At 71.4% G+C, this 24,639-nt stretch carries 24 protein-coding genes; 8 read left to right on the top strand and 16 right to left on the bottom strand.

Going from position 1 to position 24,639, the window contains the following annotated elements; genetic code table 11:
- The first annotated feature begins 72 nt into the window (after positions 1-72).
- Positions 73-1,473, top strand: a complete 1,401-nt coding sequence (locus ACFSVL_RS41105; RefSeq protein ID WP_378312672.1) for an MFS transporter — start codon at positions 73-75, stop codon at positions 1,471-1,473.
- A 30-nt stretch (positions 1,474-1,503) separates the two neighbouring features.
- Here ACFSVL_RS41105 and hisB read toward each other — a convergent pair whose 3' ends face one another.
- Genes hisB through hisD form a run of 3 tightly spaced genes read right to left on the bottom strand, consistent with a single transcriptional unit; the run spans position 1,504 to position 4,531 of the window.
- Entirely contained in the window at positions 1,504-2,103 is a 600-nt protein-coding gene (gene hisB / locus ACFSVL_RS41100) for an imidazoleglycerol-phosphate dehydratase HisB (RefSeq protein WP_378312670.1), read from the bottom strand.
- Entirely contained in the window at positions 2,100-3,209 is a 1,110-nt protein-coding gene (locus ACFSVL_RS41095) for a histidinol-phosphate transaminase (protein ID WP_378312668.1), read from the bottom strand. The genes hisB and ACFSVL_RS41095 overlap by 4 nt, the downstream gene beginning before the upstream one ends.
- A complete protein-coding gene (hisD, locus tag ACFSVL_RS41090; protein ID WP_378312666.1) occupies positions 3,206-4,531 on the bottom strand; it encodes a histidinol dehydrogenase in 1,326 nt (441 codons plus the stop codon). Before hisD ends, ACFSVL_RS41095 begins: the two co-directional genes overlap by 4 nt.
- Before the next feature lie 84 nt (positions 4,532-4,615).
- On the opposite strand from hisD, the gene ACFSVL_RS41085 reads away from it, so the two are divergent.
- Positions 4,616-5,410, top strand: coding sequence for a carbon-nitrogen hydrolase family protein (locus ACFSVL_RS41085; protein ID WP_378312664.1), 795 nt, complete (start codon positions 4,616-4,618; stop codon positions 5,408-5,410).
- Positions 5,411-5,527: 117 nt separating this feature from the next.
- Here the strand turns inward: ACFSVL_RS41085 and ACFSVL_RS41080 are convergent, their stop codons facing one another.
- The 3 genes from ACFSVL_RS41080 to eccB form a co-directional block, all read right to left on the bottom strand.
- The gene (locus ACFSVL_RS41080) at positions 5,528-6,181 is read right to left on the bottom strand and encodes a response regulator (RefSeq protein ID WP_378312662.1); all 654 of its coding nucleotides are present in this window, start codon (positions 6,179-6,181) and stop codon (positions 5,528-5,530) included.
- A complete protein-coding gene (locus ACFSVL_RS41075; RefSeq protein WP_378313191.1) occupies positions 6,178-6,828 on the bottom strand; it encodes a response regulator in 651 nt (216 codons plus the stop codon). The genes ACFSVL_RS41080 and ACFSVL_RS41075 overlap by 4 nt, the downstream gene beginning before the upstream one ends.
- Positions 6,829-6,911: 83 nt before the next feature.
- Positions 6,912-8,318: a type VII secretion protein EccB gene (eccB, locus tag ACFSVL_RS41070; protein WP_378312660.1), complete on the bottom strand. Its 1,407-nt coding sequence runs from the start codon at positions 8,316-8,318 to the stop codon at positions 6,912-6,914.
- Positions 8,319-8,470: 152 nt separating this feature from the next.
- Between eccB and ACFSVL_RS41065 the strand changes: the two genes are divergently transcribed.
- Complete coding sequence (locus ACFSVL_RS41065; protein WP_378312658.1) at positions 8,471-9,553, top strand: type VII secretion protein EccE; 1,083 nt, start codon at positions 8,471-8,473, stop codon at positions 9,551-9,553.
- 235 nt (positions 9,554-9,788) lie between these two features.
- Here the strand turns inward: ACFSVL_RS41065 and ACFSVL_RS41060 are convergent, their stop codons facing one another.
- From ACFSVL_RS41060 to ACFSVL_RS41045, 4 genes are read right to left on the bottom strand one after another with little or no spacing between them, the layout of a single operon-like run.
- The gene (locus ACFSVL_RS41060; RefSeq protein WP_378312656.1) at positions 9,789-10,718 is read right to left on the bottom strand and encodes a sugar phosphate isomerase/epimerase family protein; all 930 of its coding nucleotides are present in this window, start codon (positions 10,716-10,718) and stop codon (positions 9,789-9,791) included.
- Between the two features lie 14 nt (positions 10,719-10,732).
- The gene (locus ACFSVL_RS41055; protein WP_378312654.1) at positions 10,733-12,229 is read right to left on the bottom strand and encodes a GMC oxidoreductase; all 1,497 of its coding nucleotides are present in this window, start codon (positions 12,227-12,229) and stop codon (positions 10,733-10,735) included.
- Complete coding sequence (locus tag ACFSVL_RS41050) at positions 12,226-13,161, bottom strand: sugar phosphate isomerase/epimerase family protein (protein ID WP_378312652.1); 936 nt, start codon at positions 13,159-13,161, stop codon at positions 12,226-12,228. Before ACFSVL_RS41050 ends, ACFSVL_RS41055 begins: the two co-directional genes overlap by 4 nt.
- Positions 13,158-14,312 (bottom strand): Gfo/Idh/MocA family protein, encoded by a 1,155-nt coding sequence (locus ACFSVL_RS41045; protein WP_378312650.1) that lies wholly within the window; start codon positions 14,310-14,312, stop codon positions 13,158-13,160. Before ACFSVL_RS41045 ends, ACFSVL_RS41050 begins: the two co-directional genes overlap by 4 nt.
- Before the next feature lie 152 nt (positions 14,313-14,464).
- On the opposite strand from ACFSVL_RS41045, the gene ACFSVL_RS41040 reads away from it, so the two are divergent.
- On the top strand, positions 14,465-15,691 hold the full coding sequence (locus ACFSVL_RS41040; protein WP_378312649.1) for an ROK family transcriptional regulator: 1,227 nt from the start codon (positions 14,465-14,467) through the stop codon (positions 15,689-15,691).
- Positions 15,692-15,815: 124 nt separating this feature from the next.
- A complete protein-coding gene (locus tag ACFSVL_RS41035; protein WP_378312647.1) occupies positions 15,816-17,090 on the top strand; it encodes an MFS transporter in 1,275 nt (424 codons plus the stop codon).
- Between the two features lie 421 nt (positions 17,091-17,511).
- On the opposite strand, the gene ACFSVL_RS41030 is transcribed toward ACFSVL_RS41035, so the two are convergent.
- Positions 17,512-17,769 (bottom strand): hypothetical protein, encoded by a 258-nt coding sequence (locus ACFSVL_RS41030; RefSeq protein ID WP_378312645.1) that lies wholly within the window; start codon positions 17,767-17,769, stop codon positions 17,512-17,514.
- Positions 17,770-17,824: 55 nt separating this feature from the next.
- Here ACFSVL_RS41030 and ACFSVL_RS41025 point away from each other — a divergent pair, with 55 nt between their 5' ends.
- On the top strand, positions 17,825-18,589 hold the full coding sequence (locus tag ACFSVL_RS41025) for a MerR family transcriptional regulator (protein ID WP_378312643.1): 765 nt from the start codon (positions 17,825-17,827) through the stop codon (positions 18,587-18,589).
- Here ACFSVL_RS41025 and ACFSVL_RS41020 read toward each other — a convergent pair.
- Positions 18,531-19,121 (bottom strand): putative quinol monooxygenase, encoded by a 591-nt coding sequence (locus tag ACFSVL_RS41020; RefSeq protein WP_378312642.1) that lies wholly within the window; start codon positions 19,119-19,121, stop codon positions 18,531-18,533. The genes ACFSVL_RS41025 and ACFSVL_RS41020 overlap by 59 nt on opposite strands.
- Before the next feature lie 84 nt (positions 19,122-19,205).
- Between ACFSVL_RS41020 and ACFSVL_RS41015 the strand changes: the two genes are divergently transcribed.
- Positions 19,206-20,159 carry a helix-turn-helix domain-containing protein gene (locus ACFSVL_RS41015; protein ID WP_378312640.1) on the top strand — a complete coding sequence of 318 codons (954 nt, stop codon included), beginning with the start codon at positions 19,206-19,208 and terminating at the stop codon, positions 20,157-20,159.
- On the opposite strand, the gene ACFSVL_RS41010 is transcribed toward ACFSVL_RS41015, so the two are convergent.
- The gene (locus ACFSVL_RS41010; RefSeq protein WP_378312638.1) at positions 20,104-21,423 is read right to left on the bottom strand and encodes an MFS transporter; all 1,320 of its coding nucleotides are present in this window, start codon (positions 21,421-21,423) and stop codon (positions 20,104-20,106) included. The genes ACFSVL_RS41015 and ACFSVL_RS41010 overlap by 56 nt on opposite strands.
- A 95-nt stretch (positions 21,424-21,518) precedes the next feature.
- Here ACFSVL_RS41010 and ACFSVL_RS41005 point away from each other — a divergent pair, with 95 nt between their 5' ends.
- Complete coding sequence (locus tag ACFSVL_RS41005) at positions 21,519-22,466, top strand: Lrp/AsnC family transcriptional regulator (RefSeq protein ID WP_378313189.1); 948 nt, start codon at positions 21,519-21,521, stop codon at positions 22,464-22,466.
- Here ACFSVL_RS41005 and eccD read toward each other — a convergent pair.
- The 3 genes from eccD to ACFSVL_RS40990 are packed head-to-tail and all read right to left on the bottom strand — an operon-like array spanning position 22,456 to position 24,636.
- Entirely contained in the window at positions 22,456-23,832 is a 1,377-nt protein-coding gene (eccD, locus tag ACFSVL_RS41000; RefSeq protein WP_378312636.1) for a type VII secretion integral membrane protein EccD, read from the bottom strand. The two genes, ACFSVL_RS41005 and eccD, sit on opposite strands and share 11 nt — an antisense overlap.
- Positions 23,829-24,152: a YbaB/EbfC family nucleoid-associated protein gene (locus ACFSVL_RS40995; RefSeq protein WP_037809598.1), complete on the bottom strand. Its 324-nt coding sequence runs from the start codon at positions 24,150-24,152 to the stop codon at positions 23,829-23,831. The genes eccD and ACFSVL_RS40995 overlap by 4 nt, the downstream gene beginning before the upstream one ends.
- Positions 24,145-24,636, bottom strand: coding sequence for a hypothetical protein (locus tag ACFSVL_RS40990; protein ID WP_378312633.1), 492 nt, complete (start codon positions 24,634-24,636; stop codon positions 24,145-24,147). Before ACFSVL_RS40990 ends, ACFSVL_RS40995 begins: the two co-directional genes overlap by 8 nt.
- Positions 24,637-24,639: the final 3 nt, after the last annotated feature.

The raw sequence follows: 24,639 nt of genomic DNA, 5'->3' as shown, positions 1-24,639 counted from the left end.
CGTGGTCCTTCCCGGGAGCATTTTGTGATACGACTGTATCTGATACATGCGTATCAACAAGGGGGACGGTCGATGGGCAGGCAGGGCGGCGCGGCGGCGCGGGTCGTGTTGTGGGTGGCGTGCGCGGCGCAGTTCATGGTGGTGCTGGACATTTCGGTGGTGAACGTCGCGCTGCCCTCGATCCAGCGGGCGCTGGGGTTCGGCGCGGCGGGACAGCAGTGGGTGGTCAACGCCTACACGCTGGTCTTCGCCGGGCTGCTGCTGCTCGGCGGACGGCTGGCGGATCTGTTCGGCCGCAAGCGGGTGTTCGTCGCCGGGCTGGCGGTGTTCGTCGCGGCGAGCCTGGCCGGGGGCCTGGCGGGCTCGCCAGGGTTGCTGGTCGCGGCCCGCGCCGGACAGGGGCTGGGCGCCGCGGTGCTGGCTCCGGCGACGCTGACGATCCTCACCACGACGTTCCCCGAAGGCGCCGGGCGCACGCGCGCGCTGGCCACGTGGACGGCGGTCGGGGTCGCGGGCGGAACGGCCGGGAACCTGCTCAGCGGTGTGCTGACCGAGTACCTGTCGTGGCGGTCGACGCTGCTGATCAACGTCCCGATCGGACTGGTCGCGATCGCGCTGGCCGTCCGGTTCGTCGCCCGCGACGGAGAAGGCACGCGGCGGCAGCGGATCGATGTTCCCGGCGCGGTACTGGCCACGGCAGGGCTGGCGGCGCTGGCTTACGGCATCTCTCAGGCGGGCAGCGCCGGCTGGGCCGCTCCGTCCACAGTGGCCGGACTCGCGGGCGGCGCGGCCGCGCTGGGGCTGTTCATTCTTGTCGAAGCCCGGTTCGCGCCGACTCCGCTGATTCCGTTGCGCCTCTTCCGGATTCGCGCGATATCCGGCGGCAACGTCGTGATGCTGCTGGCGGGCGCGTGCCTGAACCCGTTGTGGTACTTCCTCACCTTGTCCATGCAGCACGTGCTGCGCTATTCGCCGGTGCAGACCGGTTTCGCGTTCCTTCCGCACACCGTGGTGGCCATTCTCGTGGGCGCGCGGCTGACCCCGCGGCTGATGCGCCGCGTCGACGGGCGGGTGCTGATCGCGACGGGCGCGCTGCTCGCCGCGGCCGGATTCGCCTGGCAGAGCAGCCTGACCCCCGACAGCGGTTATCTCGCCGGGATCCTGGGCCCCGCCGTCGTGTTCGCGATCGGCGGCGGGCTGCTCACCACGCCGATCACGGCCGCGGTCACCTCGGGCGTGGCACCGGCCGAGGCTGGTGCCGCCTCCGGGCTCATGAACACCGCGAGACAGGTCGGCGGAGCACTCGGCCTCGCCGTGCTGGTCACCACCGCCGCACCGGACAACCCGGCCCCGGAAGCCCTCGCCAGTGACTACGGGCGGGTGTTCCTGGCGATCGCCGTGCTCATGGCGCTGGTCGCCGCGCTCGCGTTCCTCCTGCCCGCACACCGCGACCGCCCGCTCGGCGAAAACTGAACGTCCCCGCCGAGCGAGCCCGATCGACCGTTAAAGCACGCCCTTCGTGGACGGAATCCCGCCCGCCCGCGGGTCCGGTTCCGTCGCCGCCCGCAACGCCCGTGCGACCGCCTTGTACTCCGCTTCCGCGATGTGGTGCGGGTCGCGGCCGTGGATCACGCGGACGTGCAGCGCGATCTGCGCGTGGAACGCCAGCGAGTCGAACACGTGCCGGGTGAGGACGAACGGGTAGTTGTTGCCGATGGTGAAGGTGTTGTACTGCTCCGGCTCGCCCACGTGCACGCAGTACGGGCGGCCCGAGACGTCGATCGCGGCGTGCGCGAGGGTTTCGTCCATCGGGATCCACGCGTCGCCGAACCGGCGGATGCCGCTTTTGTCGCCGAGGGCCTGGCGCAGCGCCTGGCCCAGCACGATCGCGGTGTCCTCCACGGTGTGGTGCGCGTCGATGTGGACGTCGCCGGTCGCTTCGACCTTCAGGTCCAGCGAGCCGTGCACGCCGAACGCGGTGAGCATGTGGTCGTAGAACGGCACGCCGGTGGCGATCTCCACCTGCCCGGTCCCGTCGAGGTCCAGCTGGACCAGGATGGACGATTCCTTGGTGGTGCGCTCGATTTTGCCGACGCGGCTCATCGCTTGACTTCCTTACTCGCTTCGAGGAAAGCGTCGTTCTCCTCGGGGGTGCCGATGGTGACCCGCAGGTGGCCTTCGATGCCCACGTCCCGGATCAGCACGCCGAGGTCCAAATAGGACTGCCAGCTGGCGGGCGCGTCGCCGAACTGTCCGAAGAGGACGAAGTTGGCGTCGCTCGGCACCGGGGTGAATCCGAGGCCCAGCAAGGCTTCCACCACGCGGTCGCGTTCGGCGGAGAGCCGGTGCACCGACGCGAGGGTGGCGTCGGCGTGCCGGAGGGCGGCGCGGGCGGCCGCCTGGGTGATCTTGGAAAGGTGGTACGGCAAGCGGACGAGCTGCAGGGCGTCCACGATGGCCGGTGCGGCGGCGAGGTAGCCCAGCCGCCCGCCGGCGAAGGCGAACGCCTTGCTCATCGTGCGCGACACGATCAGCTTCGCCGGGTACTCCGCGATCAGCTCGATCGCGCTGGCCTGCGAGGAAAACTCCGCGTACGCCTCGTCCACCACGACGATCCCGGGGGCCGCGTCGAGCACGCCGCGCAGCTGTTCCAGCGGGATCGACCCGCCGGTGGGGTTGTTCGGGCTGGTCACGAAGACGATGTCCGGCTTCCGCTCGGCGACCGCCTCGGCGGCCTGCTCGGTGTCGAGCGAGAAGTCCGCGCGGCGCGGCACCGGCAGCCAGTCGGTGCGCGTGCCGGTCGCGATGATCGGGTGCATCGAGTACGACGGCTCGAAACCCAGCGCGGTGCGCCCGGGACCGCCGAACGCCTGCAGGATCTGCTGCAGGATCTCGTTCGACCCGTTCGCCGCCCACACGTTGGACTCGGACAGCACCACGCGCGTGGACACCGTCAGGTAGTCCGCCAGATCGGTGCGCAGCGCCACCGCGTCGCGGTCCGGGTACCGGTGCAGCGAGGCGGCTTCGGCGCGCACGGCCTCGGCGACGTCGGCGACCAGCTCGGGCGGCGGCGGGTACGGGTTTTCGTTGGTGTTGAGCCGGATCGGAACGTCCAGCTGCGGCGCGCCGTACGGGGTCCGGCCCCGCAGGTCCTCGCGCAGCGGGAGTTCGGCGAGGGTGACCTCGCCGCCGGGGATCGCTTCGTTCATCGGCCGTCTCCTTCGAAACGCGCGGTGACGGCTTCGCCGTGTGCGGGCAGGTCTTCGGCGTCCGCGAGCGCGACGACGCGCGGGGCGATCTCGCGCAGGGCGTCCTCGGAGTAGTCCACGACGTGGATCCCCTTCAGGAAGCTCTGCACCGACAGCCCCGAGGAGTGCCGCGCGAACCCGCCGGTGGGCAGCACGTGGTTCGAGCCCGCGCAGTAGTCGCCCAGCGAAACCGGGGCGTACGCGCCGACGAACACCGCGCCGGCGTTGCGCACCCGCGCGGCCACCTCGCGGGCGTTCGCGGTCTGGATTTCCAGGTGCTCGGCGGCGTACGCGTCGACCACGCGCAGTCCGTCGTCCACTGTGGACACCAGGATGATGCCGGACTGCTTGCCGCCCAATGCTTCGCCGACCCGCTCGGAGTGCTTCGTCGCCGCGACGCGGGTGACGAGTTCGCGGTCGACCGCGTCGGCCAGCTCCGCGGAGGTGGTGACGAGGACGCTCGCGGCCAGCGGGTCGTGCTCGGCCTGGCTGATCAGGTCGGCGGCGACGTGCACCGGGTCGGCCGTCTCGTCGGCGAGGATGGCGATCTCGGTGGGGCCGGCCTCGGAGTCGATGCCGATCACGCCGCGGACCAGGCGCTTGGCCGCGGTGAGGTAGATGTTGCCCGGCCCGGTCACGATGTCCACCGGGGCCAGCTCGGCGCCGTCGGTGTCGACGCCGCCGTAGGCGACCAGCGCGACCGCCTGCGCGCCGCCGACCGCCCAGACCTCGTCCACGCCGAGCAGCGCGGCCGCGGCCAGGATCGTCGGGTGCGGCCGCCCGCCGAACGCGGCCTGCGGCGGCGAGCACACCACCAGCGAGCGCACGCCGGCCAGCTGCGCCGGGACGACGTTCATCACCACGGTCGACGGGTACACCGCCAGCCCGCCCGGCGCGTACAGGCCGACGCGGTCGACCGGCACCCAGCGCTCGGTGACCGTGCCGCCGGGGACGACCTGCGTCGTGACGTCCTGGCGGCGCTGGTCCGAGTGCACCTTCCGGGCGCGCTTGATGGACTCCTCCAGCGCGGCGCGGACCTGCGGGTCCAGCTCGGACAGTGCCTTGGCCAGCTCGCCGGCGGGCACCCGGACCGTTTCCGGGCGCACCTTGTCGAACCGCTCGGTGAACTCGAGGACCGCCTCGACCCCGCGGTCCCGCACGGCCTCGACCACCGGCCGGACGTGATGGAGCGCCGCGTCCACGTCGTACTCGGCGCGCGGAAGCGCGGCACGCAGTTCGGCAGCGGAGGGGACCTGCCCGCGCAGGTCGGTGCGGTTCAACATGGACACCAGGGTACGAGGTGGCCCGCGCGCTCCCGGCAGGGATACTCGGTGGAGACCCGCTGTCCCCGGACCAGGGAGGCTCGTGTGCCCCGGATCGCGTTGTGCCAGCTCAACTCGGGCGACGACCCGGAAGAAAACCTGAAAACGGTTCGCTCCGGCGTGGAAGCCGCGGCCGCCGCCGGAGCGCGCGCGGTGGTGTTCCCGGAAGCGACGATGGCCCGGTTCGGCCGCCCGCTGGCCCCGGTGGCTGAATCTTTGGACGACCCGTGGGCGTCGGCGGTGGCGGCGATCGCCTCGGAGCACGACGTCGTGGTGATCGCGGGGATGTTCACGCCCGCGGACGACGGGCGGGTGCGGAACACGCTGCTGGTCACCGGGCTGGGGCAGCACCTCGGGTACGACAAGATCCACCTGTACGACGCGTTCGGGTTCGCCGAGTCGGACACCGTCGCGCCGGGGACGGAGGTGGTGACGTTCTCGGCCGAGGGGACCGTGTTCGGCGTCGCTACCTGCTATGACCTGCGGTTCCCGGAGCTGTTCCGGCGACTGGCCGACGACGGGGCGGACGTGGTGGTCGTCCCGGCTTCGTGGGGCGCGGGCGCCGGGAAGCGGGAGCAGTGGGAGGTGCTGGTGCGGGCGCGGGCGCTGGACTCCGGGTGCTGGGTGGCGGCTTGCGGGCAGGCTGATCCGGCGGTGACCGGGGTGGAGGTCAATCCGAAGGCGCCGACGGGGATCGGGTATTCGCTGGTGGCGGATGGGTTCGGCCGGGTGGCGGCGCAGGCGGGGGCTGGGGTGGAGATGCTGGTGGTGGATGTGGAGCCGGAGGTGGCGGGGGAGGCTCGGGCGGCTACGGGGGCGTTGGCGAACCGGCGGCTCTGACCCGGGGTTCCGTTGCGCCCCAATGTGGCATTGGGTGCGTCTGACGCAACGAATGCCACATTGGGTGCGTCACATGCACCCAATGCCGCATTGGGGCGCTAGCCGTGAGGGGAAACCTCAGCGCAGCAACCCTTCCCGGATCGCCACCCGGACGAACCCAGCCCTTCGCCGTTCCCCCGTCTTGTCCCGGATCCGGTCCAGATAAGACCGCACCGTCCGGACGCTGATGTCCAGGATCTCCGCCACGTCCACGTCCCGCTCCCCCGCCGCGACCAGGCGCAGGACCTGTTTCTCCCGTTCCGACAGCACGATCTTCGGTCCGGCATGGCGTTCGTCGCTGTCCTGGATGATCATTCCGGCCAGGGTCGGCGAGACGTACGCGTTGTCCTCGGCGATCGTGCGGATCGCGCGCAGCAGCTCGTCCCCGTCGACGTCTTTCGACAGGAAGCCCTTGGCCCCGGCTTGCATCGCGCCCAGGACCTCCGGTTGTTCCGCGTGTGCGGACACCACGAGCACCTTGTGCCCCATCTGCCCCACTTCGAGCACTGCCGCCGCGTCCTGGACGCCGCGCAGTTTCAGGTCGAGCACGACCACGCTGCCCGGCGGCTGGTCCTGGACCGCGAACCGCGCCACCGAGTCGGCCACCGCGCCCAGTTCGATGTCCGGGGCCTCGTTCAGGACCCTGGCGACCGCGTCCCGGTACAGCGGGTGGTCTTCGATCACCCCGACCTGGATGGGACCCGTCCGGCGCCGCCCCTCGTCGGCTTTCACGTCACTGTTTCCTTCCCCACCAGCCCGCGGCGGATCGCTTCCTTCACCAGGCCGGGGCGCCGCCGTTCGCCGGTCTTGTCGCGGATCCGGTCGAGATAGCCGCGCACGGTGCGGACGCCGATGCCGAGGATCCGCGCGATGTCGACGTCCCGCTCCCCCGCCGCGACGAGCCGCAGCACCTGTTCCTCGCGCGGCGACAGCTCCATTTCCGGCCGCGTGACCGGGCGGTCGGTGTTGTCCTTGATGATCATTCCGGCGACGACGGCCGACACGTACGCGCCGCCGCCCGCGACCGCGCGGATGGCGATCAGCAGTTCGTCGACGTCGACGTCCTTCGACAGGAATCCCTTGGCCCCGGCGGCGATCGCGGCGAGCACGGTCTCCGGCTCGGCCTGCGCGGACACCACCAGCACGTGGTGGCCCAGCTCGGCCACTTCGAGCACCGCCGCCGCGCCCGCGACGCCGGGCAGGCCGAGGTCGAGGAGGACGACGCTGCCGGACGGCTGGCGCGCGACGTGGAAGCGCGCGACCGAATCGACCACCGCGCCCAGTTCGACGTCCGGGGCTTCGAGGAGGACGCGTTCCACCGAGCGGCGGTAGAGCGGATGGTCTTCGATCACCGCCACCGGGACGCGGCCGGGCGGCATGGGCGGCACCGCTGTCTCCGGCACTTCTGGCTCCGTGTCCCCTGCCTCGCCGGGTCGCTGCGCTGTCGTGGTCACCGGCTCGCTCACCCCGTTCCCGCAGGCTGCCCGGCCACGGCGGGATCCAGCGCGGGACCGGTCGGCATCAGCGCGAGAAGCCCGCCCGCGACCGGATGCCCAGACCCAGCACCGTAGCCCAGCGACGTGAGCGCCGTCCCGTTCGCCACCGGATATTTTCGTCCTGTGTCCGTGACGAGATAACTGGTGCCGGAGCCGCTGTCGGTCGCGACCGCGCCGCGCGAAGGCGGGACGTAGACGACATCCGCGACCCGGGCGTCCGTGCGGCTCTGCACCGGCAGCGCGCGGGCGCCGGCCGGAACCGGCAGGTCAGCCGAGACCGTCACGCGGCCGTTCTGCGCGCACAAGGTCACCGCGCTGCCGGTGATCGGGGCTTTGCCGGGGATCCGGTCCGGGTAGGCCGCCGGATCCGCGCCGCCGGAGCGGGGTTCGCTCACCTTCTTCACCGACGCGACATCCGCGGCGCGAACCCGCGCTGGTTCCGGCCGACCGGAATATGCCGGTTCGTTCGCGGGGGTCGTGACGAGCAGCGCGGCCTCGGTCTGGCCGACGGGTTCGAGACCGTCGGGGCGGACGAGGTAGTAAGTCGAGGCAGTGGCGGCGCCGGCCATCGGATCGACAACCGACAGCACCTGGCCGACCCGCGTGTCCTGCGTGCCGACGCGCGGGCCGCGGTTGCCGGCGCCGTCGACGGGGATCTCGCCGAGGTCGCGGCCGGCGGGCACGGTGTCGATCCAGCGCGCGGACACGGTGATCGTCGGGTAGCTGTCGAATTGCAGGGCCGCCGCGGCTTCGTCGCTCAGCCGGTACCGGTGGCCGCCCGCGATCAGGAACCGGCTGCCCTGCGGGACGTGGACGATCACGCCCGAATCGCGCGGCAGTTCGACCCCGGACGCGGCTGCCTCCAGCAGCACGGCGACGAGCGGTTCGGCCGAAGCGGGCGCGTCCTGGGTGGTGCGGCTGCAACTGGTCCACGGGGTGGTGATCAGCGTGCTGGGCAACGAATCCGGCGCGCCGACGATGCCGATCTGCGTGCCGCGCGGCGCGGTGCCGAGCTTGTCCGCGGGAACGGTCACCGTGTCATGGCCGCTGCCGCCGGCGAGCAGCCGCGCGGACGCGTAGTTGAGGACCGGGTGCACCGCGCCGTCCGCGCCGAGCACGAATCTCGCCCCGCTGCCCTCTTCCACGATCACCTTGCCGCCGGACAGCCAGTCCTTCCCGCCGGAGGGGCTGACCAGGCCGATCACCCCGAACACCGCGGTCACGAGCAGGGCCGCGCCGATGCCGACCACCGTGCCGAGCACGAGACGGCGGCTGGGCGACACCGGATGGTTGGCGTCCGCGGCGACGAGCGCGGACACGAGGCGGCGACGCAGGAACTGGTACGCCTGGATCTGGTCCCGCTGCGTCCACACGCTGTTCCGGCCCCCTGGAGATCACATCCGCTTCTCGCGCAGGCTAGACAGTGCCCGGAACGCGCACGAGGGTAATTTTTACGCCCACGCGCCCGCGCGAGGACGCTAGCGTTCGCGGGGCCGGGTCGCTGCCCGGGGAAGAGGGGAATGCGTTGTCCGTGTCCGCGCCGCCTGCCCCGGCTCATGCCCGCGCCCCCGGGACCGCCGGGATCTCGGGTACCGCGCCGTGGCCGTGGCTGCTGCCGATCCGTCCGCTGCAGGCGGCCGGGTGGGAGATCGCCGCGCTGGCGATTCTGCTCGCGTTCACCGTGCACGGCGTGGCCCAGCCGGTGCGGATCACCGTCGCCGCGCTGGCCGGGCTGCTGGTGGTGACGACGTCGGTGCGGGTCGCCGGACGGCATTTCGCCGGGTGGGCGTGGACGTGGCTCGCGCATCGCCTGCGCCGGCACGACAGCCGCCGCGACAGTCCGGACGCCCTGCTGCGCATCGCGGGCCCGGTGAAGGTCCGCCAGCACGTCGACCGCGCGGGCAACCGGTTCGGCGTCGCCGAGGTCGACGGCGACTGGAGCGCGATCGTCCGCCTCACCCCTGGCGCCGGGGAGCCGTCGACGGACGAACTGCTGGCCATCCTCCGCACAGCGTTCCAGGGCACGGACATCCCGCTGGCCGCCGTGCAGCTGCTGACTTGGGCGGTGCCAAGGGATTCGCGGGTGTACCGGGTGCGCTGGCTCGCGGTGCGCTACCGGCCGGAAGACGCACCGATCGCCGCCCTCGCCCGGGGCGGCGGCGAGCTTGGCGCGTTGCGGAGCACGGCGAGCGCGGCGTTGAGCTTGATGGTGGCGCTGGCGGAGGCCGGGTATCCGTCGACCGTGCTGGAGGCCGGCGAGCTGACCAACGAACTCCGGGTGGCGCTGGGCGTTTCCACCGGCGATCCGGAGTCCGACGGGGACTCGTGGCGCGCGTGGAAGTGGGGCGGGCTTACGCAGACGTGCTACTCGCCGCGGTCTGCGCGGGGTCTTTCGCGGACGTTGGGGGTGGCGGTGCCGGGGGCGGCGTTCACCGCGACGTCCGCGACTTTGCGGCGGACGCCGGGTGGGCGGGAGAAGCTTGAGCTGACCGTCCGGGTGGGTGCGCGGGCGGCGGAAGTGCCGGTGCCGCAAGGGGTTTCGGTGGTTCCGCTGCACGGCGGGCACGCTGCGGCGGTGCGGCGGACGTTGCCGCTCGCGCTGACCTGAGACGCGAGCGGCATCGCCGTCAGGCAGCCGGGAAGTTAACTGCGTGACCCCACGCCTACCGACCGTCCACAAAGGACGTCAGTATGACCGAAATGCCCGATTGCTGCCCACATGACCGGATGGGCGGGTGGGCGGGTGGGCGGGTCTGTGAGGGCCTCCCTGCGGGAATCTGATTCCCTCAGGGTTCCCCTCACGGACCTGGCACGGAACCCAAGCGAGGCGAGCCGCACCGACGTCAGGCGGCCGGGAAGTTGCTCTCCACCCACTTCCAGCTGGCCCGCCCGCTGGCCAGCGGTTCCATCGACGGCCGGTCCACCTCCACGATGATCCAGCCGCCGAACGCGCCGGGCAGCTCGCCGAGGTACTCGAGCAGCGGCACGCCGCCGAGGCCCGGTTCGAGGAACAGGTCGTCGGTCGAGCGGGTGTAGGGCCCGGGTTCGGCTCGCAGGCGGCGGACGCGGTCGACGTCGAGGTCCTTGATGTGCAGGGCGGCGATCCGGTCGCGGTGCTCGCGCAGCATTCCGCCGACGTCCGCGCCCGCCCAGAAGAGGTGTCCGAGGTCGAATCCCGCCCCGAGCACGGACTCCGGGATCGCGGCGAGCACGTGCTCGATCTCCGCCTGCGTTTCGACCCACGAGCCGACGTGGTTGTGGAACGCGGGCCGGATCCCTTCCGCGGTCAGGATTTCCGCGGCCCGGCCGAGGAGGTCGGTGTAGCGCTCCAGCCGCGCGCGGTCGAAGGCGTGGCCGACGCCCGCCGCCTGGTCGAAGCGGGGCATTCCGCCGCCGGTGACCATCTCGGCGGAAAGGAAGATCGTGCCGAGGCCGAGCGCGTGGGTCTCGTCGGCGCGGCGGCGCACGCCGTCGAACCAGCGGAACTCCGCGGCCGAACCCTCCTCAAGCGTCACGCCGTGCGATTCGGGCAGCGGGACCTGCAGGTAGCCGGGGGCCGCCCGCAGGCCGTTCTCGGCGAGCAGCTCGCGGTAGGCCCGGATGGTCTGGGTGGGGAGGACTTCCATCATGACCGCGGAAAAACCGGATTCGGCGGCCTCGCGGAGCACGCGCGGCTGTTTGCCGAGGAAGGCCGGGTCGTCGTACTCCCAGCCTTTGGCCAGGTCCGTCCACTGCAGGGTGTTGATGGCGAATTGGGAACGGTCGAGCGTCATCGAAACTCCTGTCTTCAGCCGAGCGTGGCCAGCACGGCACGGGCCGCGCGCACGGCGGTGGTCATGCCGGTCAAGGTCGAGTTGCAGACCAGGGCGGTGGGCACGACGCCGTTGCCTGCCACGAAAAGGTTGTCGAAGCCCCACACCCGGCAGTCCGAGTCGCAGACGCTGGTTCCGTCGTCGGCGGGCCCCATCCGGACTGTTCCGGTGAAGTGCAGCGAGCATCCCGGGTCCAGCAGCGCCGATTCGGTGTCCGGGTCGAACGAGCCGAGCGCGTCGCCGAGCGCCTGCTGGGTGCGCCGGGCCTGCTCGATCAGTTCGCGGTCGCGGTCAGACCATCCAAAGCGGACAGAGATGCGCGGCATGCCCATCGCGTCGGTCTCTTCGCCGGAGAACTCCAGCCGGTTGTCCGCCTTGATCTCGGTCGGGATGTAGAGGCTCGTCCCGACCTGGCAGGCCAGCCGCGTGCCGTCCTCGGCGGTGAACGCCTGGACGCCGATCTGGGCCTGGAACGGCTGCGCGGCCCCGCTGTGCGGCTGCCAGTAGTGCCCGATCATGATCTCGCCGTCGGCTTGCGCGGGCAGCGCCGGCAGGTCGAACCCGAGCCGCTGCGGATCGGCGAGCACGCGTCCGGTGAGGAAGGCGTGTTCGTTGAGGTAGCGGCCGAGCGCGGGCGGCCGGATCCCCGAGGCGAACAGCAGCTGGGGGCTGCGCATGGTGTCGGCGCAGACCACGGTGGCGGCTGCCCGGATCTCCCGCGTGGCACCGGTCCGCACGTCTTGCACCACGGCACCGCGCACCTCGCCGCCTTCGTGGATCAGCCGGATCGCGCGCGTCTCGGTCAAGAGGGTGAAGTGCGGATCCGTTGCGGCGTCGGCGATCGGCGGGAAGATCACGTTGGGTCCGGTGCGGCGAAGCACGCCCGCGGCGTCTCGCTGAGCCGCCATCGGCATCGGCTGGACGCTGCGGCCGGGGGCATCGACGTCGGCGAAGAGCTTCTCGATCGTCGCCGTCACCACGGTCCCGGCTTCGGTGTCCGGGAAGGGGTTTCGGTTGACCCGCAGCAGTTCGCCTGCCCGGTCGAGGTCGCTCCGCCATTCCGCGGAGTCCAAAAAGGACGGTATCTCGTCGCCCCACGGCGCGGGGGTGGCGGCCGTCCAGTGGACGCCCATTCCGCCCGCGTTCCAGGCGATCGACGCGGCGGGCATCTCGGCGGCGTCCTCGCCGAGCGACGTGAGGTGGTACATGCCGGGCTCGACGTCGGCGAGGGAACCGACGTCCGAGGTCGGCGCGACGCCGGTGTAGAACCCCTGGATGCCGGAGGCGACGCGCTGGTTGTAGCGCTCCCAGAGCCGGGCGTCGGCGACGTCGTGCAGGTGCTGGCCAGGGGTCGGGCCGATCACCGGGCCGCCGTCGGCGATCACGATGCCGACGCTGGGGTCGGCATCGCGCAGTTCGCGGGCGACGGCGGCGCCCATGAGCCCGCCGCCGACGATGAGCACGTCGGTCACGCTCCCTCCTCCGGGGCTTCGATCACGTGCGGCCGCAGCGTCCGGTGCGCGATTTCGAGGCCGCGCGTGACCTTCCCGGGAGTGCCGCCCCAGACCGGGTCCTCGTGCTCGACCGAGAGCGTGCCCTCGAACCCGTGCTCGTGCAGCCGGTCGACGACCTTCGTCCAGTCGACCTGGCCGAGGCCGGGGATCCGATAGCGCCACCAGCCGGTTTCCCACGGGTCCGTCTTGGCGGTCGTGCCGAAGAAGCCGTAGCGCTGCCGGGCGCGCGGGTCGAGTTCGACGTCCTTGGCCTGGGCGTGCAGGATGCGGTCGGCGTACGGGGCGATGGTCTCCACCGGGTCGATGCCGATCCAGGTGAGGTGCGAGGGGTCCCAGTTCAGGTAGAGGCCGAGCCCGAACATCCACTCCCACAGCTCGGGCGAGTAGGCGAGATTGCCCGGGTAGCCGTCCGGATGCCAGCCCTCCATCACGCAGTTCTCGACGATCAGCCGGACCCCGCGCTCCCCCGCGTACTCGACGAGCGCCGGGAAGACGGTCTCGGCTTCGGCCTGGTTCTCCCGGACCGACCGGCCGGGGTCCCGTCCGACGAAGGTGCCGACGAGCCCGACGCCGAGCGCCTGCGCGGCGTCGATCGACGACCGCAGATGTGCGTGGATCTCCGCGCGCCGCACCGGATCCGGGTGCAGATTGTTCTCGTAGTAGGCCAGTGCGGAGATCTCCAGGCCGTGCCGCGCCATCATCGCCTGCGTCTCCTCGGCCTGCTTCGCGCCGAAATCGGCGACCGGCAGGTGGGAGGCTTCGAAATCGCGGCCGCCGGTCGAGGGCCAGCAAGCCACTTCGAGCGCTTCGTATCCCGCGCCCGCGGCCCACTTCGCGATGCGTTCGAGGTCCCATCCGGGGAGGCACGCGGTCAGCATTCCGAGTTTCATCGTTCCACCTTCGTCCACGATCCGTCGCGGGCCGAGCGCAGCACCGCGTCGACCAGCCGAGCCGAACGCAGCCCGTCCGCGAAGCTCGGCAGACCTTCCGGCGCCTCGCCGTCGATGGCCGCGTAGGCGTCGGCCACGAACGCTTCGAAGCACTGGGCGTACCCCTGCGCGTGCCCGGCGGGAAGCTGCGACAGCCTGCGCTGCTCCGGAGAGCCGGTTCCGTTGTCCCGCACCACGATCCGGGATTCGTCCGGGCCGCCCAGCCAGATCGACTCGGGCCGTTCCTGGTCGAAGACCGCGCTGCCGAGGGAGCCGTCGAGTTCGAACCACAGCCGGTTCTTCCGGCCGGCGGCCACCTGGGAGATCGTCGCCGAGGCGAGCACTCCTGTTTCGGTGCGCAGCAGCAGCGTCGCGGAGTCCTCGGTCCGCACCGGGACCCGGGTCCCCGAACCGGAACCGGATCCGGTGAAGCTGGCCCCGCCCGCGTCCGGCCGGTCGGGCACGGCGACCGACGTCGCGGCGGTCAGCTCGGCGAACGGGTCGCCGGTGATCCACTCGACGAGGTCGCACCAGTGCGAGCCGATGTCGGCGAACGCCCGCGACGGCCCGCCGGAGCCGGGGAAGACGCGCCATCCCGAGACGTCCGGCGAGAGCATCCAGTCCTGCAGGTAGCTCCCGTGCACGAGCAGCAGCCGGTCGCCCAGTTCGCCTGCCCGCAGCCTCGCCCGCAGTTCGCGGACGATCGGGTGGTAGCGGTAGACGAACGGCACGGCGGCCACCAGCCCGCTCCGCGCGGCGAGACCGGCCATCCGCTCGGCCTGCTCGACCGAAACGCCCAGCGGCTTCTCGCAGATCACGTGTTTTCCGGCCCGCAGCGCGGCTTCGGCGTACTCGGCGTGGGTGGCGTTCGGAGTGCAGACGTGGACGACGTCGACGCGGTCGTCGCCGAGCACCTCGTCGAGGTCCCGGTATCCGGTGGGCACGCGCCACTGCTCCGCGGCTTCGCGGGACCGCGCCGGGGTCGAGGCCAGCACCCCCGTCACCTCCGCGCCCGCCAGCAGCGCGGCCCGGCGGTGCACGGCGGCGATCATCCCCGCGCCGAGCACGGCGACGCCTCGCCGGGGCTTTCCCTGGGGGTCCTGCTTCGCCATTCCTGTCCTTTCACCTGCGAAGACGTGGCTGGGGGTCTCACGCCCTGCTCCGTCGTGGCCCCACGCTAAGTCGCGGGTTTATGTCGGATCAAGTCAAAAATAAGTGCACTTTCAGTCAAAAAAGCAGCCATTAATGGTCTAACATCCGGATCATGACCGACTGGGCCCCCGTCCGGCTCTCCTCCCCGCCCGCCCCGGAAGACGACGCCGCCGACCGGGCGCACAGCCAGATCCTCCGGCTCGTCGCGTCCGGTTCGGCGGACACGCGCGCGGCGCTCGTCCGCTCCACCGGCATGTCCCGGTCCACGCTCAACGGGCATCTGGACTCGCTGCTGCGCTCCCGCGTCCTCGCCGAATCGGGCACCGCCGCGCACGCCGGCCGCGGCCGCCCGGCGCACCGGCTCCGGCTCGCCGCGCGGGCGGGAGTGGTGCTGGCGGCGGACCTCGGCGCGCACAGCACGCGGGTCGCCGTCGCCGACACGGCGCAGACGATCCTCGCCGAGCAGCAGTTCCCGCTGGCGCTGGAGCAGGGTCCCGAAGCCGCGCTGGACGCGTTGACCGACCGGCTGCGCGGCCTGCTCCGCGAAGCCGGGGTCGAGCCCGGCGAGGTCACGGCGCTCGCCATGGGACTGCCCGGCCCGGTCGACGCGCAGACCGGTTCACCGGTGCGGCCGCCGATCATGCCCGGCTGGGACCGGTTCCCGGTCGGGCAGGTGATGGGCGAACGGCTTTCCTGCGCCGTGCTCGTCGACAACGACGTGAACCTGATGGCGCTCGGCGAGGCACGGGCGCGGCCCGCCGAGGCGAATCCGTTGCTGTTCCTCAAGATCGGCACCGGGATCGGCGGCGGCCTTGTCCTCGCGGACGGGCGCATCCACCGCGGCTCCGACGGCGCGGCCGGGGACATCGGGCACGTGCGCGTCCCCGGCGACGACCACACCGTCTGCCAATGCGGCAACGTCGGCTGCGTCGAAGCCGTGGCGTCGGCCGGAGCGGTGCTCCGCCTCGTCCGGGACGAACTGCCCGCGCTGGAGTCCATTGAGGACCTCGCCCGCGCGCTCCGCGACGGGGAACCGACGGTGGTGCGGCACGTCCGCACCGCGGCCGAAACGATCGGCGAGGTCGTCGCGATGCTGGTGCACTTCTACAATCCGCGGACGATCGCGCTCGGCGGCCTGATCACCGCGGCGGGAGACGACGTGCTCGCCGGGATCCGCAGCGTCGTCTACCGCCGCGCGCTGCCGCTGGCCACCCGGAACCTGGTGCTGACGCACAGCGAACTCGGCAGGCACGCGGGCGTCGCGGGCGGGATCGTCTCAGCGGTGGAACACACGCTTTCGCCGGCCGGAATCCGGTCGCTGAAGGGAATCCGGGCTTGACAGCACGCTTCGCCGAGGCGAACATCCTTGCTGTCTCACGCCCGAGAACGTCGGAACCGCCACCACGGGTGGCGTCTGCGTCGCCCCGGCGACCCGCGGAACCGATCCCCTCTCGGAGAAAGCCATGACGCACACGGTCAGTGCAGACCGGTCCGTTCGCACCGCAGGCCCGAAGTTCGTCGTCGCCTACATCGCGGCGCTGCTCGGTTGTTACTTCGCGCTCATCACGCCGGCGTCGGTCACCGTCGCCCTCCGGCTCCAGCAGATCGACCCCGAGCACAAGGTCGGGGCCCTCGCGCTCGCGCTCGGCCTCGGCGCACTGCTCGCCGTCGTCGCCAACCCGCTCTTCGGCCACCTGTCCGACCGCACCGCGTCCCGGTTCGGGATGCGCAAACCCTGGCTGATCGTGGGCATCTTCGGCGGCACGGCGGGGCTGCTGGTCGTCGCGTTCGCCACCACCACGACGACGGTCGTGCTCGGCTGGTGCCTGACCCAGGTCCTGTTCAACGCCGGACTCGCCGCGATGGTGGCGCTGCTGCCCGACCAGATCCCGGCTGAACGGCGCGGCGTGGTGAGCGCGCTGATGGGCGTCTGCTTCCCGATCGCGATGATCGGCGGCAGCTTCGTCGCGCAGGCCGTCGCCGGGCTGCCGCCGTTCTGGATGTTCCTGCTTCCCGCGATCGCCGCGCCGATCACCGTCGTCATCCTGTGCGCCGTCCTGAAAGACCGGCGCCTCGACCCGGCCGACCGGCTCCCCTTCGGGGTGCGCGACCTCGCCCGGATGTTCTCGTTCCGGCCCCGGCACAACCCGCCGTTTGCCTGGGCCTGTCTGATGGTTTTCCTGCTGTCGACCGGGTTCTCGACCTTCACCACCTACCTGGTCTATTACCTGTCCGACGTGCTGGGCGTCGGCGGCGGCGAAGTCGCGCACGCCGCGTTCGTCGTGAACCTGATCGCCTTCGGCATCGCCCTGCCCGCGAGCCTGGCCGGCGGCTGGATCACCGACCGGTTCGGCCGGCGCGGGCTGATGATGCTCTCGTCGGCGGTCATGCTGGCGCTGGCTCTGGCGGTCATGATCGTCGCGAGGAGCGTCCCGATGCTGTACCTCAGCGCCGCGATCGCCGGGGTCGGCCTCGGCGGGTACTTCTGCGGGCATTTCGCGGTGCCGGCCGCGTTGCTGTCCGGGGACGGGGAGGCCGCTCGGGAGATGGGGGTGGTGAATATCGCCCTTACGCTGCCCAGTTCGCTGGTTCCGGTTTACGGTCCGGTGCTGTTGTCCGTGGGTTCCGGGACGAGCCCGAATTACCCGGTGTTGTTCGGGTCGGGGGTGGTGGCTTGCCTGCTGGCGATTCCGGTGATGCGGAAGATCCGCGGGCTCAACCGGAGGTCAGCGGGGTAGGCGGCTCACCTGACGTCCTGGGGTGGCGGAACGTCCGTGAGGGGAACCCTGGCGGACACTGATTCCGCGAGGGGAACCCTCACGACCCGCGCGTCCGACGCCGGGGACTTAAGCCGCGCGACCTCAGCCTGGCGACCATCCACAAAGGACGCCCACGCCGCCGAAATGACCGGTTTAATCCCGCATGACCATATTCGGAGGTCCGTGAGGGGAACCCTGAGGGAATCAGAGTCCCTCAGGGTTCCCCTCACGGACGGCCAAACCCCGCGCGAGCCAGCCCGCCAGCCCGCCAAGAGCGGCACCGGCCCTGACCAGCTCCTTCGGCCTGGACAAGACGAGCCTCAACGGCACCCACAGCGCCGCCTCAAGTCCCTGGCGTTGGAATCAGGGTCTGTGAAGGTTCCCCTCACGGACGTTGGCCCTAATCCGCGCGCAGCAGCCGCTCCAGCTCCGTCTCCGCCTCGCTACTCCCCGCATCCGACAACCGCTGCAGCTCCCGCAGGTCGCGGTTCGCCACCGCCCGGCGGGTCAGCAGGCGGCCGGCCTGTTCGCTGCCCTCGTCCAGCAAGTCGGACAGTTCGGCCAGGTCGCCGCGGCCGTCGGCGAGGTCGGCGAGGCGGTCCAGTGCGGTCTCGTTCCCCTCGTCGGCGAGTGCGCGCAGGGTGTCGTAATCGTGCATGCCGCCGAGTCTCCAACCTTGCCCCAGGGACAAGGTCAAGCGCGATACTGGAGGCATGCTCACCATCGGGCAGCTCGCCCGCCAAGCCGGGGTTTCGGCGAAGGCCGTCCGCGTCTACCACGCCAAAGGGCTGCTGCCCGAGCCCGAACGCGACGCCTCCGGCTACCGGCGCTACGACGCGCAGGCGGTCATCGACCTGGCCCGTATCGTCACGCTCGCCAAGGCTGGGGTCCCACTGGCCCGCATCCCGGACGTGCTGCGGGGAAGCACGGGCCAGATCGAGCAGATCGACGCCGAGTTGCGCGACCGGATCCGGCAGCTCGAACAGCGCCGCGTCCGGTTGCGGCATCTCGATCAGCCGGACCGGCTCTGCCTGCCGCCCGAAGCCGTCTCGTTCATGGAGCGGCTCCGGCCGATCGGGCTGTCCGAGCGCCACGAGCACGCGATCCGCGACGGCTGGATTCTCGCCTGTGCGCTGGCCCCGGAAATCAGCCGCGCGATTCTCGCCAGCCGCAGTGCGTTGCTGGACGATCCGGAGTATGTCGCCGTTCTCCGCGCGTATGACGAGGCGATCGATTGGCCGCCGGACGATCCTCGGCTGGAAGGGGTCGCGGAGAAGGCCGCCGCGCTCGGGCGGCGGATGACGTTGCCTTCTGATCTGCCGGACTTCCGGAAGGTCCCCCATCAGGTCGTCGAGTTGCTCACCGGGCATCTCGACAGCCCGGCTTGGCATCGGCTCGACCAGCTCGTCGCCCAGCGGCTCAGCGAAGCGCCGAACGTGACGTCGGGGTCAGGCGAAGCCGCTGTGTCTGGTTTGTAGGCAACCCGCGTTCGAAAGCCTGCCGCGCGGCCAGGTCAGGGAAAACCCAGACTCCCACCCGGACGTTCTCCCCTTCCCGCACCGGCAGCGCGCGGAAGGTGTTCTCCGCTGGTTCGGTCACGAAAGAAGCGAAAGGCTCGACGAAGTCGCTGGAAGCCGGGCCGATGAGCACCAGGATCCGGGAGGGCGAGGAGACAGAATCGAGCGGCCGGGACAGCGGTGGAAAGTCAGCTTCGGGGCGGAGCAGCAGGACGTTGTCGCTGTCGAGCATGGTGGCGTTGGCGGCGTCGCGGTGTTTCCGCCAGGCCTCGCCTTCGAGGTAGAACGCGGTCAGCGCGGCGTGCCGAGCCTCCATATCCGGGAAGGAGCGGAACCACACGAAGCGGTCCGGGTCGTCCTCGTCGCGGAATTGGCCGACGACGGCGCAGCCCGCGGCTTCCTGCGGTTCCAGCAGCTCCCGGTCGAACAGGTCGATCAGGACGTCCCGTTGCCCGGGCCGGAGGGTGTACTGGCGAAGCTCCACAACGGTCACGCAGGCGAATCTGCCACCGCGCCGACGACGGAGCGAGTGGCAGGACTGACTGCTTCCGCAAAATTCCTGCCGTATCCTCGGACCATGCGAACCGTCGCGGTCGCGCTGGTCGACGACATGCCGCTGTTCGAGCTGGCCATCGCGGCGGAGGTGTTCGGACCGGCCAGGACCGACCTCGCCGATCCCTGGTACGAGCTGCGGTTCTGCGCGGCGAAGCCGGAAACCCGCACCGAGTTCGGCTTCCGGCACCACGCCGGGCACGGGCTCGACGCGCTCAAGGACGCGGACACCGTGCTGGTGCCCGCCTTGCCGTACGCGTGTGTCCAAAATGGACAACCAGTCCCTGCGCACCTGGTCGACGCCATCCGCGAAGCGGCGGACCAAGGCGCGCGGATCGTTTCGCTGTGCACCGGCGCGTTCGCGCTCGCGGCGGCGGGGCTGCTCGACGGACGGCGCGCGGCGACGCATTGGATGTACGCGGCCACGCTCGCCATGCTTCATCCGCAGGTTCAGGTGGACGCGTCGGTGCTGTACGTGGACGACGGGCCGGTGCTCACCAGCGCCGGCCGCAGCGCGGGCATCGACCTCTGCCTGCACGTCGTGCGCAGCGACCTCGGCGCGCATGTCGCCAACGAGGTCGCCCGCCGGATGGTGCTGCCCGCGCACCGCAGCGGCGGGCAGGCGCAATACGTGTCCGCGACGGTGCCGGAGACCGACGACGCCGGGCTCGGTCCGGTGCTGCATTGGGCGACGCGCCACCTCGACCAGCCGCTGACCGTCGAGCAGCTGGCTCGCCAGGCCGGGGTCAGCCCGCGCACGTTCGTCCGCCGGTTCCACGAGGCCACCGGCACCACGCCGCTGCAGTGGCTGCTCGGCCAGCGCGTCCTGCACGCCCGCAGCCTGCTGGAAACCACCGACCTGCCGATTGAGCTGATCGGCGAACGCAGCGGGCTCGGTTCGGCGGCCAACCTCCGCCGCCATTTCACACTCCGGCTGGGGACGGCTCCGACGGACTATCGGCGCGCGTTCCGCGGATGAGCCCAAGCGCGGTCACTCCGGCCGCCGCAGTGAGCCCGACCGCGGTCCAGCACGCGACCGTCACGTCGGTGGCGAGGAAAACCGTGGTCAGCACAGAGACTCCGACGGTTCCGCCGAGTTGCTGCACCGCGTTCAGCAGCCCGGCCGCCGAACCGGTTTCCGCAGGGCGGACGAGCGCCAGCGCAGCGGTGAAGAACGGCACGGTGAACAGTCCGGTCCCGGTTCCGGCGATGGCCAGCGAGAGCAGCAGCGGCCAGCCCAGCGCGATACCGGCAATGCCCAGAGCCAGGAAAGCCACGCCAGCGAAGAGAATCCGCGAGCCGTAGCGCGGGACGAGCCAGCGTCCGGCCACAAAGGACGATACGGCCAGCCCGCACGACCATGGCAGCAACGAGAGTCCGGCGGTGCGGGCATCGGCGTGCTGGGTCAGTTGCAGGAACAACACGACGACCTGGGTCAGGCCGCTCATCACGGCGAAGAACAGCAGTGACGTCACCAGCCCGGCGGGAAAGCCAAGGCCGCGGAACAGGCTGCGTTCGACCAGGTTGCCGTGAAACCGTTGCTGCAGAACGAAAACGACGAGAACCGCGATCCCGGCGGCGACGAGGTAGCCGTTCCAGTGCGTCAGGAGCGGATAGACCACGAGCCCGGCGCCGACGACGACCAGGCCGGTCCCGAGCAGGTCGAGCCGGGGCCGGGTGGCCGACCGGTCCTCCGCGAGCAGTCCGGACGCGGCGAGCACGGCGAGCCCGAGCGGGACGTTCACCAGGAACACCGACCGCCACGACCAGGCGTCGGTGAGCAGTCCGCCGAGCACCGGACCGCTCACCGCGGCCAGTCCCATCACCGGGCCGATCATGCCGAGCGCCCGCGCCCGGGCCGCGCCGTCGAACAGGACGCGGATCAGCCCGATCGTCTGCGGGATGATCAAGGCCGCCGAAGCTCCTTCCAGCGCGCGGAAAATCAGCAGGAACGCCGGGTTGGTCGCGGCCGCGCACAGGGCCGAGGCGAGCACGAAACCGGCCACGCCGAGCTGGAAGGTGCGGCGACGACCGAGCACGTCGCCGAGGCGGCCGCCGGTGATCAGCAGGAGCGCGAAGGGCAGCGTGTAACCGGCGGTGTAGAAGGAGATCGTGCTGGGCGCGCCGCCCAGTTCGGCGTGCACCGCGGGAGCGGCGACCTGGACGATGGTGGTGTCGAGGAGGTTCATCGCCTCCGCGACGAGCAGGACCGCCAGCGCGGCCCAGCGGCGGGAATCGTTCATGCCGCCAGCCTGGACAGTGGTCGCGAAGGATTCCAGTCACCAGCGTGAACGAACAGAAATCTTCCATCAAGGCCAGCATGGTGCAGAATCAAGCCATGCTCGACGACCTCGACCATGCCCTCGTCCACGCGCTCCAGATCGACGGCCGCGCCCCGTTCGCGCGGATCGGCACCGTCCTGGGCGTCTCGACGCAAACCGTCGCGCGCCGTTACCGGAAGCTGTGCGCCGAGGCTGGGCTGCGCGTCGTCGGGCTGGCCGCGCCGCATCGCGCCGGGCAGACGCAGTGGCTCGTGCGGCTCACGGTCGTCCCGGCGGTCGCGCAACGGGTGGCCGACGCACTCGTCCGGCGCACCGACACGACCTGGGTCAAACTCGCCGGCGGCGGGACGGAGATCTGCGTCATCGTCCACACCCCCGACGGCTCCGGGCACGGCCTGCTGCTGCACGACATCCCGCGCACCAACGGCATCACCGCCGTCTCCGCGCACCAGCTGCTGCACCTCTACCACGGCGGCCCCACCGCCTGGCTGGGCCGCGCCGAAGTCCTGACCGACGCCCAGCGCCGCCAGCTGGAACCGGAAACCCGCGCCACGAACGCCGAAGCGACGCCCGCCGACGAACCGCTGCTCACCGCGTTGCAACGCGACGGCCGCCTCGGCCAGACCGAGCTGGCGAGCGTCACCGGCTGGTCCGCCGCGACCGTCGCACGCCGGATCGCCGACCTGCGCGCGGCGGAAACTCTTTATTTCGACGTGGAAATCGACGCCCGGCTCTTCGGCGCGACCACGCAGGCACTGCTGTGGATGGCCGTGGCCCCAGCCGATCTCGACGCCGTCGCCACCGAGTTGGCCACCCACCGCGAGCTAGCCGTGGTAGCCGCGACCACCGGACCGACGAACCTGCTCGCGCACGCCCTCTGCGCCGATCCCCCTGCCCTGCACCGCTACCTCACCCACCGGCTCGGCGCACTGCCCGGCATTCGCTCCTGCGAAACCGCACCGGTCCTGCGCACGTTGAAAGCCGCGAGTCCGCTCAGCCGCTGACCGCCTCATACACCCCGGCGATCAACGCCACGAACGGCACCAGCGAGAGCAGCACCAGGAACTCCGAAATATCCAGCAGCCGCGACCAATACGGCGACCGCACCCCGCGCGCGACCCGCGTCGCGTAGAACAGCGACACCACCGCGGCCAGCACCAGCGTCAGCCCGACGGCGAGCAGCGCGATCCGCTGGTTGCCCGCGATCAGCCAGAACCCCGCGGCCAGCAGCGTCACGAGGCCGAAGGCGACCAGCACCAGCCGCTGCGTGCGTCCGGCGTAAGCGCGCGAACGCTGGATCCACGCGACTCCGAGTAGCCCGGCCAGCCCGGCTTCCCACGCCCCGCCGGTGGCGAGCACGACCGAAGAACCGACGACCACCAGCCCGAGCGCCACCAGCAGGCTGGTGAGCAACGCCTGCGCATACGTGGTCCGGCCGGCCATTTCCGCGCCGAGCGACGGCTGTTCGTTGGCGCGGAAGGATTCCATGTCGTCCGGCACGCGCGGCAGCGGCATCCGGCCCAGCCGCAGCGCGAGCATCGGCGCGACGGCCGCCAACGCGGTCGCCAGCACTGCCGCGACGGCCGCGGCGGCGACCGGCTTCGCACCGGTCAGCAGCACCACGCCGGTCGCGATCGCGCCGATCCCGGCCGAACCGACGACAGCCACGAAGAACGGCAACCGGTCAGCCACCGAAACCGCGGCCAGCACGCCGTAAACGGTCACCGCGGCCAGCCCGGCGGCGAGCGGCCCGGCAGAAAGCGAGAACACCGAATGCGGTGGCAGCAAAGACATCCCGGACAGGAACGCCACGCCGACCCCGGCCAGCGCACCGGCCGCGCCCGCGCCCGAATCGCCGTACGCCCGGCTCAGCGCGCCGCCGGCGAGCAGCAGCACGATCGCGAGCAGCCCGGTCCCGATCGGCGCGAGCACGCTGCCCGCGAGCGACGCCTGAATCAGCAGCCCGCCCATGAACAACAGCACCGCGGCCGCCGTGATCCCGGCCCGCCGGGCGATCTTCGGCCCCCAGGTGGTGGACGCGGATTCGCCGACGCTCGCGATCGAATCGACCACGTCGTCGAACAGCAACGGACCCCGCGGCCGTTCGCGCGGGGTCAGGTGCAGCACTTCGCCGTCGCGCACCTGCGCGGCGGCCACGGTGAGGCCGAGTGCGAGCGGGGCGCCGCCGAGCCGCGAAAGCACCCAGCCCGGATGCTCGGCCGACGCCTGCCCTGCCGCCCCGGCGAGCCGGACCAGCTGCGGCACCAGCTCGGCGAACGTGCTCTGCTGCGGCAGCGCGACGTCCACCCTGGCGCGCGGGGTGACGATCGTGACGCGCCGGGTCGACCCGGCGACGGCCGGCGCGCTCACTGCTGGGACCTGGACGCCTCGATCACCGGGGCGAACTTCGCGCTGCTCGCCTCGGCGAGCTTCTGCAGACCGGCGTTCACCGCTTCGAGGACGATCTCCGACAGCGTGCGCGCGTCGTACTCGCGGATCGCCCGCTGGTCGATGTCGACCGAGGTGAACCGGCCGTCGCCGCGCAGCGTCACGGTCACCTCGTTCTGCCGCGAGGCGGCCTTGACCTCCATCGCCTCGACCGTGCGCTGGATCCGCTGCACCTCTTCGGTCTGCTTGCGGACCTGCGCGAGCAGCTCGTCCATGTCCGGCACGGCATACGGTTCAGTCACCGTCGTTCTCCTTCTCCTGCGGGGTTTCCCGGCGGACGTGCACGCTGGCGACGAACTTCCGGAAATCGGGGACGAGCGTGCGCGCGTCCTGCGGATCGGCCGTGCACACCAGCTCCAGCACGACCCGCCCGGCCGGACCGGGCACGGTCAGGAACACCTGGATCTGCAGCAGATCCTGGCCTTCGCCGGTGCGCAGCCGCAACGTCTGGGTGCAGCCCGGCGCGGCGGGGCTGCCGACGTCCTGGCGGTCGAGCACGTCCAGCAGCGCCATCGTGCGGCCGAGCCGTTCGACGGATTCGTCGGCGATCTCCTTCAGCGGCAACGAATCCTCGCGCTGCTGGATGCCGAGGGTGATGTTCGGCGTGAAGTCCGCCTTCGGCTTCGGGTGCACCGCGACGAAGACCAGGCCGGGCGCGATCGGCGGCACCGGCGTCCAGCCCTCCGGGACGTCGAAGCCCAGCGGGAGCGTCACCAGATCGGCCATGGC

Origin of the sequence: Amycolatopsis silviterrae (assembly GCF_042684085.1) — a bacterium.
In the GTDB taxonomy this organism is placed as follows: Bacteria; Actinomycetota; Actinomycetes; order Mycobacteriales; family Pseudonocardiaceae; genus Amycolatopsis; species Amycolatopsis silviterrae.
The sequence above is the reverse complement of the archived record's forward strand: the minus strand, read 5'-3'. Positions and strand labels throughout refer to the sequence as shown.